We start from the raw sequence: 18,741 nt of genomic DNA, 5'->3' as shown, positions 1-18,741 counted from the left end.
ACGATCAGCCCTGCGGGCCGAACAGCGACTTCTGCTCCTCTTCGGCGCTCGCGTAGTGCTTGGTGGTCAGCTCGATCGCGTGCTTGATCGCGGTCAGCGATTCCTTCAGCTTCTTGACGTCCTCGTTGACCTGCGTCTGCAGGGACTTGTAGGCGTCGGCCGCCTGGCCCTTCCAGCCGCCGGTGATGTTGTCGACCGTGGTCTGGAGCGCGGAGCGCTCCTGCTCGATCTGACCGATCGCCGTCTCGATCTTCCCGGCGAAGTCCATCATCTCCTGTGCGGTCACCGTGAACTGGCCGTCACTCATGCTCCACCATCCCCCATGAGACAAACATTGTGTGCACGGAGGGCCCCCAGGGCCCTGCCGCCACATCACCCGTGTGATGTCGAGCAGCACTGTAGTCGGCACACGCAACTCACCCAACATCGAGCGCTGAGTAGTTACCAGACCATGACACTGGGGCCAATTCCGTTGCCGGGCCCGGCAGGTCAGGCGTTCTGCGGCTGCGCGGCGCTCTTCGCGGTCAGCGGCGGACCGGCCGGGACCAGGTTCGACCACTCCTTCGGTACCGGCAGCGGCTGGACGTTCTGGTAACCCAATCGGGCCTGGTTGCCACCGGGTTGGTCGTCCGGGTTCTGGGTCGGCTGGCCCCCGGAGCCCGGGGCCGGGGTGCCCTGCTGCGGGCCCGGCGTCTTCGCGGCGCCGCTCGCACCCGGCGTCGGGCTGGGGCCGTGGCCGCCGTCGCCGTTGGCCGGGACGGAGTAGCGCAGGCCGGTCTCGGTGATCAGGAAGTCGGTGCCGGAGCCGTCGGGCGCGGCGGCGTTGGCGCCGGCCGCACCGGCACCCGGCTGGTTGCCGCCGGGCTGGGTGCCGCCGGCCGCGTTGTCCACCGCCCGGTAGAACAGGCCGTGGCCGGGCGTCACGTACGCCGCCCCCGCGCCGTTGTTGTACGCCGCCGGGTAGGAGGTGCCGGCCCAGACGCTGCGCTTGGGCGTGCGCCCGTCGTCGGACATGCCGTCGTAGGTGCTGCAGACGACGAGTCGGGCGTCCTGGCGGTCCTGCCAGTTGTTCACCGGCGCACCGGACTTCATCGGCCAGTCGTCCGGGGTGTCGGGCAGCTTCACGTCGGTGTTGAACCTGGACTGGTCGTCCGGGGTCATGTCGTCGCTGCGCGGCCGCTTGTCCTGGTCGTACTTGTAGAGCACCTGGTAGGCCGGGTTCTGCCGGATCAGCTCCGCCTGGAAGGGGGTGATCAGGAAGAGGCCGTCCTTGCCGACCACGTAGTTGCGGTCCTGGTAGTGCACCAGCCGACCGATCCGACGGTCCGCCGCGTTGCCCAGGTTCACACCGGAGTTGGCGCCCTGGCTGTCGGTCATCCCCTTGACGTCCGGGAAGACGATCGGGCTGGCGTTCACCAGGGTGTCCAGCCACTCCCGCTTGACCCGCTGGGGCACCGCGTTGGGCCCGAAGACCGCGGTGATCAGCGCCCTGCGCTCCTTGTCGTCCGACTTCGGGCCGATCACGTGCTTGCGGCCCTGCGCGTCGACCAGGAACACCGGCGCGGCGCCCCCGGCGGACTGGCCCGACGTGGTCGAGACCTGCTGCTCGTCCGCCTGTTGCACCAGCATCAGCTGGTCCGGGCCGAGCATCCGGTCCTTGGCGGCCAGCGCCGCCGCGTCCGGGCCCGCCGCCACGAACACCGCCTGGTTGACGGTCTCCTGCTTGTCGTCCGAACCCGGCCGGTCGCAGACCGACCACTTCATCGGCCGGCTCGCGTTGTCCTTGCTCGGCAACTTGTCGGGGGCGTACGGGATCCCGATGGTCGGACCGTGGTTGGGGTAGCGGTCCAGCACCCCGTCGTCGACCACCACGACCTTGGCGTCCGCCGGCAGCACCAGCCGTGCCGAGGACATGTTGAGCACCTGGTGCAGCCGCTTGGTCCTGCCGTCCGGATCCGTCAACACCACGTAGCGGGTGGTCGACTGCTTGCCCTGGACGATGTTCTTGCCGTTGTCCCACTGCAGCGGAGCCGCGGGCTTGAACACCCCCCACAGGCCGAACCCGGCCACCACCACCGCCCCGACCAGCACGCTCGGCAGCACCGCCTTCACCGGGCGCGGCGCGTCCTCGTCGCTGCCGCCGCCGGAGGGCAGCAGGAACGCCCCCACCGTGCGTTTGCGCGCGAAGGTGTACGCGTTCAGCTCGTCCCGGCGCGATGCCATCCTCGTCGTCCCCCTCTGTCAGACGTGTGCCAGACGTGGTCGGCCTCCCGTCGGCCCGACCGGCCCCGTGGTCCGCACCCGCCGGGCGGGATCCGGCCCGAACCCTCTACGATGCGGCAGCAGACGGTGAGTACGGTACGGGTACGGTCCGCGAACCAGCCAGCCGGGCCGCGACAACGGATCAGAGAGGGCCACCGGGGGATGCCAAGCCAGACCGCTCCAGAACGCCGCGGTACCGCGGGCGGCGGGAGGTCGCGCCGGTCCGGACGGGCCCGACGCGGCGGCCCGCCCGCCGAGTCCGCGGCCGTCCGCCCGCCCACGACGGGCGGCGCAGGCGGCGCCGTCCAGGTGCGCGTCAACCCCCGACCCGGGCTGCTCGGCGGCCGGTTGAAGCTCCAGCAGCTCGTCCTGGTCGAGGTCGCGGTCGCCCTGGTCGCGGTCGGCTGGACGATCAGCCGCCCGGTCGCGGCCGGCTTCGGCGCGGTCTCGCTGGTCCTGCTGGTGCTGGCGCTCGTCCCGCTGCGTGGCCGCACCATCCCGGAGCTGCTGCAGGTGCGCTCGGCCCTCAAGTCCCGCCGCAGGCAGGCGAAGTCGCTGCTGCCGCCGCCCGGCACCGACCCGGCCCTGGCGCCCGCACTGGAGCTCGAACCCGGGCTGCGCACCTGCACCCACGCCACCGAGGCCGACTTCGGCGGCCGCCCGGTCCGCCGGGAGACCGGCATGGTCGGCGACGGCACCTTCCTCAGCTCGGTGCTGCTCGTCCAGGCCAAGGACCAGCCACTGCGCCCGGTGCGCACCGCGCTGCCGCTGCCGCTGGACGTCATCTGCTCGGCGCTCACCGTGGACGACATCACCCTGGAGTCGGTGCAGCTGGTCCAGCACACCCAGCCCGCCCCGGCCCCGCACCTGCCCGAGCAGTCGCTGGCCGCCCGCGCCTACCGCGAACTGCCGGACGGCACCTCGACCCCCGGACTGCGGCTCACCTGGGTCGCCCTCAAACTCGACCCGGAACGCGCGGCCACCGCCGTCCGGGCCCGCGGCGGCGGCGAGGAGGGCGCCCGCAAGGCGCTCCAGCGGGTCACCGACCAGCTGGCCGGGCGGCTCAACAGCGCCGGGTTCAACGCCACCGTGCTGGACGAGCGCGAACTGATCGCCGCCCTGGCCATCGCCACCTGCGCCAACCCGATCGCGGTGGCCGGGCGCCAGGGCACCGGCAGCGGCGGCGGCACCACCCGCCGCACCCAGGAGGGCAACCGCTTCTGGCGGATCGACGACCGCTGGCACAGCACCTACTGGATCTCCCGCTGGCCGCAGCTCAGCCGCCCCGGCGGCGCACCCGGCCGGATCGGCGCACCGGACCTGGTCAACCTGATCACCGGCTCCCCCGCACTGGCCAGCACCTTCAGCCTCACCGCCGGGCACGGCACCGGCGGCTCGGTGACCGTCAGCGGGCACCTGCGGGTGACCGGGCGCAGCGAGAGCGAGGTCGGCCAGGTCGGCCGCCAGGTGGAGGCCCGGGCGCAGAGCACCGGCCTCGGGCTGGTCCGGCTCGACCTCGAACAGGCCCCCGGCATGCTCGCCACCCTGCCGCTGGGAGGAGCTTCCTGATGGCGTACCAGACCTATCCGGCCCCCGGCCCGCAGCCCGGTACCGAGCAGCGGCGGACCAGGCCGCGGATCCTGCCCGGCTTCGGGCTGCGCGGACCGCGCCGGGAGAAGCACGTGCTGGAGGCCGCCGACCTCGCCGCACTGGCCTTCCCGGTCGGCGACGACGGCGTGGTGATCGGCGTCGACCCGCAGGGCCTGCCCGCGGTGCTCGGCCTGTTCCGCCCCAGCTCCTACGACCTGGTGCTGGTCGGCGGCATCTGGACGGCGCAGGTCATCGCGCTGCGGGCGGCCGCGATCGGCGCCCGCGTCGCGGTGGAGACCGCCCGCGCGCAGCTCTGGGGCCCGATGGCGCAGGCCGCGGGCGGCGGCCAGCCGTGCGTGACGATCCACCAGGTCGGGCGGCTCGGCCCGCAGGGCGCCTCGGTGGCCTCGCCCGTCCTGGTGGTGCGCGACCTCGGCGCCCGCCCGCCGCGCAGCCGGCTCTCCGCCGCGCCCTGGCAGACCACCCTGACCCTGCTGCCCTACCTGGGGCCGAACGCCTCCCGGGTGCTCAACGCGGCCGATCTGGTCGGCGTGCAGCGGATCTCCCCGCAGGAGGCGGAGCTGACCGGCCGGGTGCTGTCCCTGCCGTCGGAGGACGTGGCCGCGCTGCCCACCCTCGGCGACGACCTCACCCTGTGGGCCACCCGGATGCGGCGTCAGTACGTCCGGGCGGTGGCCGGGCAGGCCGAACAGCAGGTGCTCGGAGGCCCGCGCCGGATGGACTGACGGGCGCTTCCGGGCCGGTCGATCCCGGTCCGGAACCGAAGCCGCCTTCAACAGGGGCAGCCGAACGGCCTAGTCTTTGTTGCGGCAACGGCACCGCTGAACAAGCGGCGGCGAACACGAGGGAGCCCTAGTGAGCAGCGATCGGGACGGCGTCTACGTCGGCGACAACGCGGCGGAGGACGACGACGACTGGTCCGACGCGCCCGATTACACTCCCCCGTCCTGGTACGTGCAGTCGGCTCCGGCGGCGCCCGCGGCCGGGCAGGCTCCGGCGGCCGAGTCGGCGGTTCCCGGGGACGGGCCTGCTCCGGCTCCGGCTCCCGTTGCCGCTCCGGCGGCCGCTTCCGCTCCGGCGGGCGAACAGGCGCCCGCGCCCGGGGCACAGCCGCCTGCGCCGGCTCCCGCGCAGCCCCCGACCCAGGTCCCCGCTCCGGCTCCGGCGGCCGAGTCCGGCGCGGCGGCACCCACAGCGGTTCCGCCGGTCCCGCCCGTCCAGGCCGAGGCGCAGCACGTGCCGTTCCCGGCCGCGGTTCCGACACCGGCGCCGACACCGGCGCCGACGCCGGCCGTGACGCCGGAGCAGCCGCACGCTCCCGCTGCTGCGGCCTGGCCGCCCGCGGCGGAGGCCCCGGCCCAGCCGCAGCCCTACCCGGCGCCCGCACCGGCACCGGCGCCCGCTCCGGTGCCGCAGCCGGCGCAGCCCGTACCGCCGCAGAACTTCGCGCAGCCGCCGGCCCAGCCGGTGCCCGGTCAGCCGGCGCCGGGTCCGCAGGCGCCGGGTCCGCGGGCGCCGCACGATCCGCAGCCCGGGTGGGATCCGCAGGCCGCGTGGGCCGCCCAGTCGCAGCCGGGCCAGCCCGCACAGCCCGGCCAGCAGCACCCCGCGCAGCCCGTCCAGCCGCAGTCCGGCCCGGTCGACCCGCGCCAGGGGGGCTGGCCGCAGCCCGGCGCCTACCAGCCGCCGGCCGCGCCCCAGCCCGTGCAGCCCGGCCAGCCCGTGCAGCCGGCCCAGCCGCAGCCGCCGGGCCCCGCGCAGCCCTGGCCGCCGCAGGGCGCCGCCACGCCGCCGCCCGCCGCGTTCCAGCAGGCCGCCGCGCCGCAGCAGACCGCGCACGGCGCCCCGCTCGGCTACACGGCCGCCGTCGAGCTGTCCTCGGACCGGCTGCTGCGCAGCCAGCCCAAGCAGCAGCGCCAGCAGCCGCGGTTCCAGTTCGGCGGCAAGGCCGCGGCGGCCGAGAAGGCCCGCAAGCTGGAGATCATCCGCACGCCGGTGCTGAGCTGCTACCGGATCGCGGTGATCAGCCTCAAGGGCGGGGTCGGGAAGACCACGACCACCACGGCGCTCGGCGCGACCCTGGCCAGCGAGCGCCAGGACAAGGTGATCGCGATCGACGCCAACCCGGACGCAGGCACCCTGGGCCGCCGGGTCAAGCGCCAGACCGGCGCGACCATCCGCGACCTGGTGACGGCGATCCCGCACCTGCGCAGCTACATGGACATCCGTCAGTTCACCTCGCAGGACCTGAACTCGGGCCTGGAGATCCTGGCGAACGACGTCGACCCGGCCGTCTCGACCACCTTCAACGACTCGGACTACCGCCAGGTCATCGAGGTGCTGGGCCGCCAGTACCCGATCATCCTGACCGACTCCGGCACCGGTCTGCTGTACAGCGCGATGCGCGGGGTGCTGGACCTCGCCGACCAGCTGATCATCGTCTCCACCCCCAGCGTGGACGGTGCCTCCAGCGCCTCGACGACCCTGGACTGGCTCTCCGCGCACGGCTACGCCGACCTGGTGCAGCGCAGCATCACGGTGGTCTCCGGGGTGCGCGAGACCAGCAAGATGATCAAGGTCGAGGACATTGTCGCGCACTTCCAGACCCGCTGCCGCGGCGTCGTCGTGGTGCCCTTCGACGAGAGCCTGGCGGCCGGTGCCGAGGTCAACCTCGACATGATGCGGCCCAAGGTCCGCGAGGCGTACTTCGAGCTGGCCACCCTGGTCGGCGAGGACATCGTCCGGGCCCAGCAGGCCGCCGCCCAGCAGGCCGGCTGGCAGCATCAGGCACAGGCCGGCTACCAGCAGGGCCAGCCCCAGCCGTACGCCGACCCGCAGCAGGCCGCCGCCCAGCCCGCGCCCGGCGCGCCGTGGGGGGCGCAGCCCGGCCAGCCCGCGCCCCCGCCCGGCTACGGCTGGCCCCAGCCCTACGCCGACCCGCAGCAGCAGGCTCCCCAGCCCCCGCCGCCGCCCGGGTACGGCTACCCGCCCCAGCAGCAGCCGCCGGGCTACGGTTACCCGCCGCAGCAGCAGCCGCCCCAGCAGTAGGACGACGAAGGGCCCGCCGACCAGGAGTCGGCGGGCCCGCTGCCGCAGTGCCGGACGGAAACCGGCGCCGGAAGCCGGCGTCGGCCGTCAGTCGGCGTCGGTCAGCTCACGCGCGCGCTTGACGTCGTCGGCCATCCGGTCGAGCAGCGCCTCGATGGAGTCGAACTTCTCCATCCCGCGCAGGTAGGCCAGGAAGTCCACGGCCACGTGCAGCCCGTACAGGTCCAGGCCGACCCGGTCGATGGCGTACGCCTCGACGGTGCGGGCCGTGCCGTCGAAGGTCGGGTTGGTGCCGACCGAGATCGCCGCCGGCATCCGCTCGCCCCGGGCGGTCAGCCAGCCCGCGTACACGCCGTCGGCCGGGACGGCGCTGTGCGGCACGGTCTCCACGTTGGCGGTCGGATAGCCGAGCTCGCGGCCGCGCTGCGCGCCCCGCACCACCACACCCTCGACCCGGTGCGGCCGGCCGAGCACCTCGTTGGCGCCGGCCATGTCCCCGGACTCGACCAGGCGGCGGGTCAGGCTGGAGGAGAACGGCTCGCCGTCCCCGGCGGTGCCGCACACCTGCAGGTCCACCACCTCGACCTGGAAGTCGTCCGCCCGGCCCAGCTCGGTGAGCAGCGCGACGTCCCCGGCCGCCTTGTGCCCGAAGCGGAAGTTGGGGCCCTCGATGACGACCCGGGCGCGCAGCGCGTCCACCAGCACCTGCTGGACGAAGGTCTCCGGGGACTCGTTGGAGAACTCGGTGGTGAACGGCAGCACCAGCACCGCGTCCACGCCGAGTTCGGCGATCAGCTCGGCCCGGCGCGGGTGCGGCGCGAGCAGCGGCGGGTGGCTGCCGGGGCGGATCACCTCGCGCGGGTGCGGGTCGAAGGTCACCACGACCGAGGGCAGGCCGAGTTCGCGGGCCCGCTCGACCGCCTGCCCGATGATCAACTGGTGCCCGCGGTGCACCCCGTCGAACGAGCCGATGGTGACGACGCTGCGTCCCCAGTCAGCGGGGATCTCCTCCAGGCCACGCCAGCGCTGCACCCGACTGCTCCTCGTTCCGTACGGTGCGTACCCTCGGCACGCTCAAACGCTCAAAACCCGAACCCCTATAGCGTGCCATGCGCCTGCCCCGGCTCAGGCACCGGAATGGGGGTTGAGCGCACCGGTGCGCGCGGGGCCGGCGCCGGGGTGGTCCGCTCGGCCTCGGCGGCGGCGTACTGCGGGTCACGTCCGGCCGCCACCAGGGCCCGCATCCGGGCCAGCCGGGGGCCGTCGGGCGCGGTCGGGGCGGCGTCACCCGGCCACTGGGCGAGCAGTTGGGCGAAGGCCGCGGAGCGCCCGGCGCAGCGCACCAGCAGGTCGTCCGCGTCGGCCAGGCCCGGGGTGGCGCGGGCCAGCACGGCGCGGGCCCGGGCCGGGTTCTCGGCCGCGCAGTGCTCGGCGAGGCGTTCCACGGCGGCGGTGAGCACCGCCCGGTCGGTCTCGGCGGCGAGCAGCGCGTCCAGCAGTTCGCAGCGCAGCGCGTCCGCCGCCGGGTCGGCCACCGGGGCCGACAGCACCTCGGCGAACGGCCGGCGGACCGCCGTCGTCCGGGCGGCCAGCGCGGCTCCGAGCAGCACCCGCAGTTCCAGCCGGGTGGTCGGCCCGTCGATCGCGGCCTGCCGCAGGCGCCGGCCGAGGTAGTCGACGGCGATTGGCCCGGCCAGCTCCGGCTGCTCGCGCAGCAGCCGGGCGGCCAGTTCGGCGCCCCTGCGGACGGCGACCGGGGCGCGGGCGTCGGCGAGCACCCGCAGGGTCTCGGCCGGGGCCGTGCCGGGGGCCACCAGCCGGTCGGCGAGCGCGGCGAGGACGGGCTCCGGGTCGCTCTCCAGGGCCGGAGCCAGCGCGTACGGGGTGAGGAAGGCGTCGCCGCCCGCCCGGTGCAGCGCGAGCGCGGCGTCCAGGTACCCGGACCGGGTCGCCGGGTCGCCGACCAGCAGGGCCAGGGCGGCGCCGTGCAGGCCCGGTTCGTCCTCGCGGGCGAGCAGGGTGAGCGCGCTGAAGCGCAGCAGTTCGGCCCCGGCCCCGGCGGCGTGGGGGGCCGTCCGCAGCGCGTGCACGGCAGCCGCGACGTGCCGTTCGGGCCGCCGGTCGTGGCTCCAGCGGTCCACCGCGCGGCAGAGCGCGGACGGCTCCTCGGCGGCGAGCACGCTGAGCAGCGCGTCGGCCCTCGGGTGCGCGGCGGCGGCCAGCGCGTCGGCCAACTCGTCCAGGGCCAGCCGCCGGTGGGCGTACAGCAGGTCCTGGGCGATGTCGGCGACCCCGACCCCGGGGCGGCCGGGCAGTCCGCCCGGGTCGTCGAACCAGGCGCAGAGCAGCGGGAACACCGCGACGGGGTCGGCGCGCAGCCGTTCGGCGACCGCGCCGAGGAAGCGCTGCTCGGGGCCGTCGGCGGCCACCAGGCGGCGCAGCAGGGGGAGTTCGGCCTCCACGGGCAGGCCGAGGCCGGCCCAGAACTCCGGGCCGAAGCGGACCGGCCCGTCGAGCGCCCGCCCGTCGAGCGCCCGCCCGCCACCCGCGTCGGCGGCCCGCTCGGCGATCCGGCGGGCCAACTGGTCGAGCAGCGCCCGGTGTTCGACGGGGTCGGGGCTGGCGGCGAGCCCGGCGGTGAGCAACCGGGCCGCCCACCAGGCGGGTTCGCTGCCCGGCGGGCGCAGGTCCAGCGCGCGCCAGATCCGGTGCAGCCACGGGTCCAGGGCGGGCGCGCCCCAGGTCTCGGCGACCCTGCGCAGCGCGGCGGCGACCGGACCGATCCGGTGCCGGGGGACGGCCGGGCCGGAGCCCTCCGGCCCGGGCAGGGTGTCCTCCGCCTCGCCGAGGAGCATCCGCAGCGCCGCCTCCAGGTCCAGGTGCCACCCCTGCAGCCAGTCGGCGAACTCCCCGTGGGCGAAGCGGAATCCGGGCCCGGCGGGGACGAACAGCCCCTCGGCGAGCACGGCCGTGGCCCAGCCGCCGTCGACCGGGAAGAGTTCCTCGAAGGCCTCCCGGCCCAGCGCGCCCGGCTCCTCGCCGAGCATCCGCCGGGCCGCCTCGTGCACCCGCCCGGCCACCGCCGCCGCGAGCCGGCGCACCCGCCGCTGGCGCGGTCCGGCGGCCCGGGCGGCGCCCCGGCGGTGCGCCCCGGGTCGCCGCGGTCGGCCGTCCTCGGCGAGCCGCTGGGCCACCCGCAGGCAGCGAAGATCCAGATGGGCGCCGAAGAGCTCACCGCGCCCCGCCGGATCGTCGTGCACGCCCTCGGCCCACAGTTCCCCGGCCAGCCGGACGGCCAGCGGGTGCCGGGCGTCCTCGGCGGCACCGGGGCGGCCCGGCGGCAGCCCGTAGCGGCGGCGCACCCGCTCGGCCGCCTCGGCGGGCAGCGGGCCGAGGCGCTGCCCCGCCAGGGTCGGCGCGCCCGGGCCCGCGCCGTCCATCCGTACGGTGGGGGCGCTGGCCAGGTCGCCGTCCGGTCCCGGTTCCCCCGGACGGGGGACGCCGGGCGGGCCGCTGCCCCACGGCTCGGCCGCCAGGCGCTCCCAGACCTCCTCGCCGCAGGCCGTCAGCAACCGTGCCCCGCAGCCGGTCAGCCACTGCCCGGCGCCGCGCAGCCAGCGCGGGTCCAGGTCGGCCGGGGCCTCCTCGGGGCCGTCCAGGATCACCAGCAGCGACCGTCCGGCCGCCGCGCACAGCGCCGCCACCGGTTCCGGCGCGGGCGCCGGTACGCCCAGTTCGGCCGCGGCGGCGGCCAGCGCCCGTTCCACCGGTTCGGCGAGCGAACGGTCCTCGGCGCGCAGGTCGTCGCCGCGCAGCCACAGGGTGGGCAGCGGCCGGGTGCCGCCGGAGCGGCGGACGGCGAGCGCGGCCAGTTCGGTGGAGCGCCCGCTGCCGGGGGCGCCGACCAGGACGGTGACGGTCGCCTCCGGCTCGTCGCTGGTGGGCCCGTCCGGCCGGTCGACCCGGTCGGCGGCCAGCCCGGCCACCCGGTCCGGCCCGGCACCGGCGGCGGCCAGCTGGGAGGCGGACAGCCGCAGCACCCCGGCCAGGTTCAGCGCGGGCCCGTACCCGGGCACCGCCGCCGCGTTGCGCGCCAGCAGCCCTGCCAGCGCCTCCGCGACCACTGCCCCGCCCCCGGCGGTAACGGCCGACAGTGCCCCACCCCCGGCCGGGACCGCCGTCAACCCCCCGCCGCGCAGGGCGGGCGCGGCCAGCGCCACCACCGCGCCGCTGCGGGCGTCCAGCACCGGAGAGCCGGCCGGCACCACGACCCCGCCCACCGCCGGCACGTCCAGCACCAGCACCCCGGCCGGCGGGTGCCCGCCGTACGCCGCGCCGCCGACGCCAAGCAGCCCGCAGCGCAGCACGACCGCCGGGCCGTCGTCCCCGGTGAGCGCGGGCAGCAGCACCTCCTGCCCGGCGCCCACCGCGGCCACCGCGGCCACCGGCAGCGGCGGCACCGGCAGCCCGCCGACCGCGTCGGTGCGCAGCAGGGCGAGCCCGTGCTCGGGCAGCGGCAGCACCGCGTCCGGGCCGAGCACCCGGGTCTGCCCGCCGGGGGTGTGCAGCACCACCCGGTCCAGGCCCGCCACGGCCTCGTGCGCGGTGAGCACCCCGCCCTGCGGGTCGGCGACGAACCCTAAGCCGTGCAGCCGCCCGTTGAGGTCGCGGATCCGCAGCAGGTACCGCCCCGGATCGCCCTCCGCAAACCCCATGAACGCCCCCTCGACCTCGCTCGGGCCTGTCGCCCGCTCGCCGCCGGGAGCCTGCCCGCCGGGGCGGCGCCCCCACCGCTCCCGCGCCGCTCACCACGGTCGTTCACCTCGTGCGCTCCCCCGGGCGGGTGACGCCCTCCGTTCGGGTGAACGGCCCGCAAAGGTGAACCCCCGCCGGGATTCCCGACGGGGGTTCACACACGAACGACCGGCTCAGCCGACGACCGGCTCGGCCGGAGACGACCGGCTCAGCCGACGAACACCGCGACCGGCTTCGCCTGGCCGCCCTTCTCCTCGACCAGCGCGAGGAAGCGCCCGTCCGGCCCGAACACCGCGATCGGCCCGTCCACGCCCAGCCCGGGCGCCTTCAGCCGGGCGCCGTGGGACAGCTTCTGCGCCGAGTCCTCGTCCAGGTCCCAGCGCGGGAAGGCGGCCGCCGCGGCCTGCGCGATCGGCAGCACCTCCAGCGGCGCGGCGGGCTCGCCGGTGACGGCGGCCTCCAGCTGCTCCAGGGTGCGCGCCGACTCCACCCCGTACGGCCCGACCTTGGTGCGGCGCAGCGCCGTCAGGTGCCCGCCGACGCCCAGCCCGGCGCCCAGGTCGCGGGCCAGCGCCCGGATGTAGGTGCCGGAGGAGCACTCGACGGTGACGTCGAGGTCGATCACCGGCGTGCCGTCCCCGGCGACCGCCGCGCGCTGCTCGTGCACGGTGAAGGAGTGGATCGTGGTCGGCCGGGCCGCGAGCTCGAAGTCCTCGCCCTCGCGCACCCGCGCGTACGACCGCTTGCCGTCGATCTTGATCGCGCTGACCTTGGACGGCACCTGCATGATCTCGCCGGTGAGCGCGGCGATCCCGGCGTCGATCGCCTCCCGGGTGACGCCCTGCGCCGGGGTCGAGGCGGTGACCTCGCCCTCGCGGTCGTCGGTGACGGTGGTCTGGCCGAGCCGGACGGTCGCCTCGTAGGTCTTGGCGGTCAGCATCAGGTGGCCGAGCAGCCGGGTGGCCCGCTCGACGCCGATCACCAGCACACCGGTGGCCATCGGGTCCAGCGTGCCGGCGTGCCCGACCTTCCTGGTGCCGGCCAGCCACCGCATCTTGGCGACGACCCCGTGGGAGGTGATGCCCTCGGGCTTGTCGACGATCACCAGGCCGTCCGGGCCGGTGCCTTTGCGCTTCATCGAGTTCTTTCTCTAAGACGTGCAGGAGCCCTCAACGTACCGGCCGCAGCGCACCCCGGAACCGCTCCACCACCGCGCCGACGTCCTCCCGGGCGCTGAACCCGGCCGCGAAGACGTGACCGCCGCCGCCCAGTTCGGCGCAGGCGGCGGCCACGTCGACCGCGCCCTTGGAGCGGGAGGAGCCGCGCAGGGTGCCGTCCGGGTCCTGCTTGAGCACCAACGCCACCTCGGCCTCGGCCGGCCGGCGCAGGATGTCGATCAGCCCCTCGATCTCCTCGACGGTGACGCTGAACAGCGCCAGGTCCTGGTACGGCACCCAGGTCCACACCAGGCCCAGCCCGTCGGCCGCGTCCGGCTCGTAGACGGCCCGGTCCAGCGCGGCCGCGAGCACCTTGAGGTAGCCGAAGGAGGAGGTGTCCCACAGCTGCCGGGAGATCAGGTCGTGCCGGATGCCGGTGGCCAGCAGCCGCCCGGCGAGTTCGTGGGTCGCGGGCGTGGTGGCCCGGTACTTGAAGGAGCCGGTGTCGGTGGCGACCCCGGTGTACAGGCAGGTGGCCAGGGACTGGTCGAGTTCGACGCCGAGCCGGCGCAGCAGTTCGTCCACCAGCACGGCGGTGGCCGGCGCGGACGGGTCGATCAGCTGGTGGGTGCCGAAGCCCGGGTTGGAGGCGTGGTGGTCGAACACCACCAGGACGGGCGCGGCGAAGGCCTTGTCGTGCAGCAGGCCCAGCCTGCTCTGCGCGGCGACGTCAAAGCAGAGCACCAGCTCCGGCACGTCCGGCACCTCGGCGGCGGGCACGATCAGCTCCTGGCCGGGCAGGAAGGCCAGCGACTCGGGCACGACCTGCGGGTCGTCGCCGAAGGAGACCCGCACCTGCTTGCCCAGCGCGCGCAGCGCCAGGGCGGCCGCCAGGGAGGAGCCCAGCGCGTCGCCGTCCGGGCAGATGTGGCAGATCAGGTCGATCGAACGGGCCCGCCCGATCTCCGCCACCACCTGCTGCCAGACCAGCTCGAAGCCGCTCTCCTCGGTGCGCGGCCCGGGGAGCGCCGCGAGGGCACCCTCCACCGTGCTGGTGGAGGGCGCCCCCGTGGTCGATCCGGCTCGCGAGGCGGCCTGCGCCGACTCACCCGCCATGACTACTCGTCCTCGTCGTCACGCTCGGACGCCGGCACCCGGTACGGGTCCGCGTCGCCGGCGTAGGTCGCGCCCGCGGCGGTGGTGCGCACCGCCGCGTCGATGGCCTTCGCCCGGTCGAGCAGGTCGTCGATGTTCCGGGCGTTCTCCGGCAGGGCGTCCGCGACGAAGGTCAGCGTCGGGGTGAAGCGCACCCCGATCTTGCCGACCTCGGAGCGGATCACGCCCTTGGCGCTCTCCAGCGCGGCCGCGGTGGCCTCGCGGTCGGTCTCGTCGCCGAAGACGGTGTAGAAGACGGTGGCCTCGCGGAGGTCGCCGGTCACCCGGGTGTCGGTGATGGTCACGAACCCCAGTCGCGGGTCCTTGATCCGCCGCTCCAGGGTCTGGGCGACGACCACCTGGATGCGGTCGGCGAGCTTGCGCGCCCTAGCGGTGTCGGTCACGTTGCCTCCTCGTGCAGTGGGCCCGGTACCCGGGCGAGCTGCGCACCCGTCGGGGCCCATGCCCCAAAGTACCGGCCCGCGCCCGGCCTTGCGGGCGCTCTCGGTCCTGATCCGTGTGAGAACGGCGACTTCCGCCGGCCGGCTCCACGGTCCTCATTCGTCGTCGTCGTTGTGGTAGCGCCTCCTCGCGGAGAGGAGCTGCACCTCGGGGCGGCCGGCGACCAACCGCTCACAGCTGTCCAGGACCTCGGTGACGTACCCGGCTTCGCCGGAGACCACCGCCAGGCCGATCTCGGCCCTGCGGTGCAGGTCCTGGTTCCCGGTCTCGGCAGCGCACACGCTGTACTTGCGCTGCAGTTCGGCCACGATGGGCCGCACGATCGAACGCTTCTCCTTGAGCGAGTGGACGTCGCCCAGCAGCAGGTCGAAGGTGAGTGTTCCCACGAACATGTGTGACAGGTCTCGCCGACCTGGAAGGCCTCGGGGGAGGCGCGGGCCCGGACCGGGCCCGCGCCGGGACCGTCGGAAGCTGACTTCCGAACACCCCGGACCCTACACAGCGAGACCGGGGCCGGTCGACGGAAATACCACCCGTCGACCGGCCCCGGTTGACACCGACTAGGCGCGCGGCTTCTCGCGCATCTCGTAGGTCTCGATGATGTCCTCGACCTTGATGTCGTTGAACGACCCCAGGGTGACACCGGCCTCGAAGCCCTCGCGGACCTCGGTCGCGTCGTCCTTGAAGCGGCGCAGACCCTCGATCGAGAGGTTCTCCGCCACGACCTTGCCGTCGCGCAGCAGGCGGGCCTTGGCGTTGCGGCGGATGATGCCGTCGCGGACCAGGACACCGGCGATGTTGCCGAACTTGGAGGAGCGGAAGACCTCGCGGATCTCCGCGGCGCCGAGGCGCACCTCCTCGTACTCCGGCTTGAGCATGCCCTTGAGGGCGTTCTCGATCTCCTCGATCGCCTGGTAGATGACCGAGTAGTACCGGACGTCCACGCCTTCCTTCTCGGCCGCGGCGCGCGCACGGCCTTCGGCGCGCACGTTGAAGCCGATGATGATGGCGTCCGAGCCCATCGCCAGGTCCACGTCGGACTCGGTGATGGCACCCACACCGCGGTGCAGGACCCGGAGCTCGACCTCCTCGCCCACGTCCAGCTTGACGAGGGCGTCCTCGAGGGCCTCGACCGAACCGGAGACGTCACCCTTGATGATGAGGTTGAGCTGCTCGATGGAGCCGGCGGCGATGGCCTTGTCCAGGTCCTCCAGGGACACCCGGACCCGACGCTGCGCGAAGGCGGCGTTGCGGTCGCGGGCCGAGCGCTTCTCGGCGATCTGGCGGGCGGTGCGGTCCTCGTCGACGACGATGAAGCTGTCGCCGGCGCGGGGCACCGAGGTCAGACCGAGCAGCAGCACCGGACGGGACGGGCCGGCCTCGCTGAGGTTGTTGCCGTTCTCGTCCAGCATGGCGCGGACGCGGCCGTAGGCGTCGCCCACGACGATCGAGTCACCGACGCGGAGGGTACCGCGCTGGACCAGGACGGTCGCCATGGCGCCGCGGCCCTTGTCCAGGTGGGCTTCGATCGCAATACCCTGCGCGTCCTGGTCGGGGTTGGCCCGCAGGTCGAGCGAGGCGTCCGCGGTCAGGACCACGGCCTCCAGCAGCTGGTCGATGTTCAGACCCTGGCGCGCGGAGATGTCGACGAACATGGTGTCGCCGCCGTACTCCTCGGCCACCAGGCCGAACTCGGTCAGCTGGCCGCGGACCTTGGTCGGGTCGGCGCCCTCGACGTCGATCTTGTTGACGGCGACCACGATCGGCACACCCGCGGCCTTGGCGTGGTTCAGCGCCTCGACCGTCTGCGGCATGACACCGTCGTTGGCCGCGACCACCAGGATCGCGATGTCGGTGGACTTGGCACCACGGGCACGCATGGCGGAGAACGCCTCGTGACCCGGGGTGTCGAGGAAGGTGATCGGGCGCTCTTCGCCGTTCACGATCGTCGCCACCTGGTAGGCACCGATGTGCTGGGTGATGCCACCGGCCTCGCCGGCCACCACGTTGGACTTGCGGATCGCGTCCAGCAGGCGGGTCTTACCGTGGTCGACGTGACCCATGACGGTGACGACCGGCGGGCGCGGGGCCAGCTGGTCCTCGTCGCCCTCGTCGGCACCGAAGTCGATGTCGAACGACTCCAGCAGCTCGCGGTCCTCGTCGTCCCGGCTGACGATCTCCAGCTGGAAGCCCATCTCGCCGGCCAGCAGCTCGAGGGTCGCGTCGGAGACCGACTGGGTCGCGGTGACCATCTCACCGAGGTTGAACATGACGGAGACGAGCGCGGCCGGGTTGGCGTTGATCTTCTCCGCGAAGTCCATCAGCGAGGCGCCGCTCGACAGGCGAACGGTCTGGCCGTTGCCGCGGGGCAGCATCACACCGCCGACGGACGGGGCCTGCATGGCCTCGTACTCCTGGCGCTTCGCCCGCTTCGACTTGCGACCGCGCGCCGGGCGACCGCCCGGGCCACGACCGAAGGCGCCCTGCGTGCCACCACGGGCACCCGGGCCACCGGGACGACCGCCGAAGCCACCGGGACGGGGGCCGAAGCCGCCGCCGCCACCCGGGGCACCGCCACCGGGACGCGGACCGCCGAAGCCGCCGCCACCGGCCGGACGCGAGCCCGGACCGGCCGGACGACCCTGGAAGCCGGGACGGGCACCGCCGGCACCCGGACCACCCGGACGACCGCCGGGGCCACCCGGACCGCGGCCACCCGGGCCCGGACGCGGGCCGGCCGGACGCTGCGGCATCATGCCCGGGTTCGGACGCGGCATGCCGGACGGGGTCGGCCCGCCGGGACGCGGCGCGGCCGGACGCGGCATGCCGTCGGGACGCGGGGCGCCACCGGGACGCGGAGCACCGGCACCCGGCGCGCCACCCGGACGCGGACGGTCGCCGCCCGGACGGGGGGCACCGGCACCCTGGGCACCGGCCGGACGCGGACGGTCGCCACCGGGACGCGGCGCACCGGCACCCTGGGCACCGGCCGGACGCGGACGGTCGCCACCGGGACGCGGACGGTCGCCGCCCTGCGCGCCCGGAGCACCCGGACGGGCACCCGGCGCGCCCGGACGGCGGTCGCCGGGGCGGGCCATGCCGGTCGCGCTGCCCGAGGTGAACGGGTTGTTGCCCGGACGCGGGCCGGCCGGACGCGGGCCCGGACGGGCACCGCCACCGGCCTGGCCGGCCGGGCGCGGGGCCTGGGCGGCCGGACGCGGGGCGTCACCGGCCGGAGCCGGCGAGGAGAACTCGGCCGCGGGAGCAGCCGGAGCCGCCGGGGTGGCGGGACGCGCGGCCGGGCGGGGGCCCGGGGTCGGCGCACCCGTACGCGGGGCGGCGGGGGCGGCCGGAGCCGCGGGCGCGGCCGGAGCGGCGGGAGCCGCGGCCGCAGGGGTCGGACGGGGACCAGGGGTCGCGCCAGGGCGCGGACCCGGGGTCGGTGCACCCGGCTTGGGTGCACCCGCGGCACCTGCCGCGGGCTGGGGCGCCGCGGTCTTCCGCGGGCCCGGCTTGGCAGCGCCACCACCGGTGGGGGCCACACCAAGCGCGTCAGTCAGCTTGCGCACGACCGGCGCCTCGATCGTCGAGGACGCCGAACGGACGAACTCACCGAGCTCGGTCAGCTTGGCCATGACGGCCTTGCTCTCCAAGCCAAGCTCCTTGGCGAGTTCGTAAACCCGGACCTTAGCCACTTCACTCCTGTCTATGAGTCCGGGGGTCTCGTCCGCCGGACTGTCGCTACTTCATGGGCGTACCCATCGCGTACTCATCGCGTACTCATCGAGTGCTCATCGCAATCTCGACCTACTTCCACATCGCGAGGTACCTGACTGGTGCACGGCGCGCGGCTGCCCGAGCGCTGTGCTTGTTGCGGTGGTTCTCTCCGCCGCGGTGAGCGGCGGCCGTCACGGGAGGCGGTCCGCCGAAGGGGCTCCGCCGACCCGCTCCTCGATGAACCCGCGGAGCCGCTCCGTGTCGAGCGCCCCCTGGAGCCGGAAGGCCCGGGGGAACGCCCGACGGCGGACCGCGAGGTCGAGGCAGGCCAGGTCGAGGTGCAGGTGAGCGCCCCGGCCCGGCAGTGCGCCACGGGGATCGGGGACGCAGACGCCCTCGACCGCCGTGACACGCAACAGCTCGTGCTTGGCCGCTCGCTTGCGGCAGCCCACGCAGGTGCGTTCCGGGCGTGCTCGGACGTGCGTCCGGCCAGACGAAGGCAAGTCTACCCCTCCGAAGCGACATGGCGCCGCCCCGTTGATCCCGGAGGACCGGCGGGGACCGCCAGGAACAA

General features: G+C 75.1%; 13 protein-coding genes. 3 read left to right on the top strand and 10 right to left on the bottom strand.

The window, feature by feature from the left end; genetic code table 11:
- Window positions 1-4 precede the first annotated feature (4 nt).
- Both BOQ63_RS29125 and eccB read right to left on the bottom strand, forming a co-directional pair.
- The gene (locus tag BOQ63_RS29125; protein WP_030289898.1) at window positions 5-307 is read right to left on the bottom strand and encodes a WXG100 family type VII secretion target; all 303 of its coding nucleotides are present in this window, start codon (window positions 305-307) and stop codon (window positions 5-7) included.
- A 182-nt stretch (window positions 308-489) separates the two neighbouring features.
- Window positions 490-2,223, bottom strand: coding sequence for a type VII secretion protein EccB (gene eccB, locus BOQ63_RS29120; RefSeq protein ID WP_050366784.1), 1,734 nt, complete (start codon window positions 2,221-2,223; stop codon window positions 490-492).
- A gap of 348 nt (window positions 2,224-2,571) precedes the next feature.
- Between eccB and eccE the strand changes: the two genes are divergently transcribed.
- The 3 genes from eccE (at window position 2,572) to BOQ63_RS29105 (ending at window position 6,921) form a co-directional block, all read left to right on the top strand.
- Window positions 2,572-3,831, top strand: a complete 1,260-nt coding sequence (eccE, locus tag BOQ63_RS29115; RefSeq protein ID WP_223886064.1) for a type VII secretion protein EccE — start codon at window positions 2,572-2,574, stop codon at window positions 3,829-3,831.
- On the top strand, window positions 3,831-4,598 hold the full coding sequence (locus BOQ63_RS29110; protein WP_030289894.1) for a hypothetical protein: 768 nt from the start codon (window positions 3,831-3,833) through the stop codon (window positions 4,596-4,598). Before eccE ends, BOQ63_RS29110 begins: the two co-directional genes overlap by 1 nt.
- Window positions 4,599-4,728: 130 nt before the next feature.
- Entirely contained in the window at window positions 4,729-6,921 is a 2,193-nt protein-coding gene (locus BOQ63_RS29105; protein ID WP_150476164.1) for a MinD/ParA family ATP-binding protein, read from the top strand.
- A gap of 87 nt (window positions 6,922-7,008) precedes the next feature.
- Here BOQ63_RS29105 and BOQ63_RS29100 read toward each other — a convergent pair whose 3' ends face one another.
- From BOQ63_RS29100 to BOQ63_RS29065, 8 genes are all read right to left on the bottom strand, one after another.
- Window positions 7,009-7,953 carry a bifunctional riboflavin kinase/FAD synthetase gene (locus BOQ63_RS29100; protein WP_030289892.1) on the bottom strand — a complete coding sequence of 315 codons (945 nt, stop codon included), beginning with the start codon at window positions 7,951-7,953 and terminating at the stop codon, window positions 7,009-7,011.
- Between the two features lie 65 nt (window positions 7,954-8,018).
- On the bottom strand, window positions 8,019-11,636 hold the full coding sequence (locus tag BOQ63_RS29095; RefSeq protein WP_051835622.1) for a hypothetical protein: 3,618 nt from the start codon (window positions 11,634-11,636) through the stop codon (window positions 8,019-8,021).
- Between the two features lie 248 nt (window positions 11,637-11,884).
- The gene (truB, locus tag BOQ63_RS29090) at window positions 11,885-12,814 is read right to left on the bottom strand and encodes a tRNA pseudouridine(55) synthase TruB (protein ID WP_030557101.1); all 930 of its coding nucleotides are present in this window, start codon (window positions 12,812-12,814) and stop codon (window positions 11,885-11,887) included.
- Window positions 12,815-12,845: 31 nt separating this feature from the next.
- Window positions 12,846-13,949 carry a DHH family phosphoesterase gene (locus tag BOQ63_RS29085; RefSeq protein WP_078939100.1) on the bottom strand — a complete coding sequence of 368 codons (1,104 nt, stop codon included), beginning with the start codon at window positions 13,947-13,949 and terminating at the stop codon, window positions 12,846-12,848.
- Window positions 13,950-13,951: 2 nt separating this feature from the next.
- A complete protein-coding gene (gene rbfA, locus BOQ63_RS29080) occupies window positions 13,952-14,392 on the bottom strand; it encodes a 30S ribosome-binding factor RbfA (RefSeq protein WP_030289888.1) in 441 nt (146 codons plus the stop codon).
- A 153-nt stretch (window positions 14,393-14,545) separates the two neighbouring features.
- On the bottom strand, window positions 14,546-14,842 hold the full coding sequence (locus BOQ63_RS29075; RefSeq protein ID WP_030289887.1) for a DUF503 domain-containing protein: 297 nt from the start codon (window positions 14,840-14,842) through the stop codon (window positions 14,546-14,548).
- A 168-nt stretch (window positions 14,843-15,010) separates the two neighbouring features.
- Window positions 15,011-18,145, bottom strand: coding sequence for a translation initiation factor IF-2 (gene infB, locus BOQ63_RS29070; RefSeq protein ID WP_030289886.1), 3,135 nt, complete (start codon window positions 18,143-18,145; stop codon window positions 15,011-15,013).
- Between the two features lie 213 nt (window positions 18,146-18,358).
- The gene (locus tag BOQ63_RS29065; protein ID WP_046387426.1) at window positions 18,359-18,619 is read right to left on the bottom strand and encodes a YlxR family protein; all 261 of its coding nucleotides are present in this window, start codon (window positions 18,617-18,619) and stop codon (window positions 18,359-18,361) included.
- Between the last annotated feature and the right edge of the window lie 122 nt (window positions 18,620-18,741).

Source organism: Streptomyces viridifaciens, assembly GCF_001888885.2.
Lineage (GTDB): Bacteria > Actinomycetota > Actinomycetes > Streptomycetales > Streptomycetaceae > Kitasatospora > Kitasatospora aureofaciens.
The sequence above is the reverse complement of the archived record's forward strand: the minus strand, read 5'-3'. Positions and strand labels throughout refer to the sequence as shown.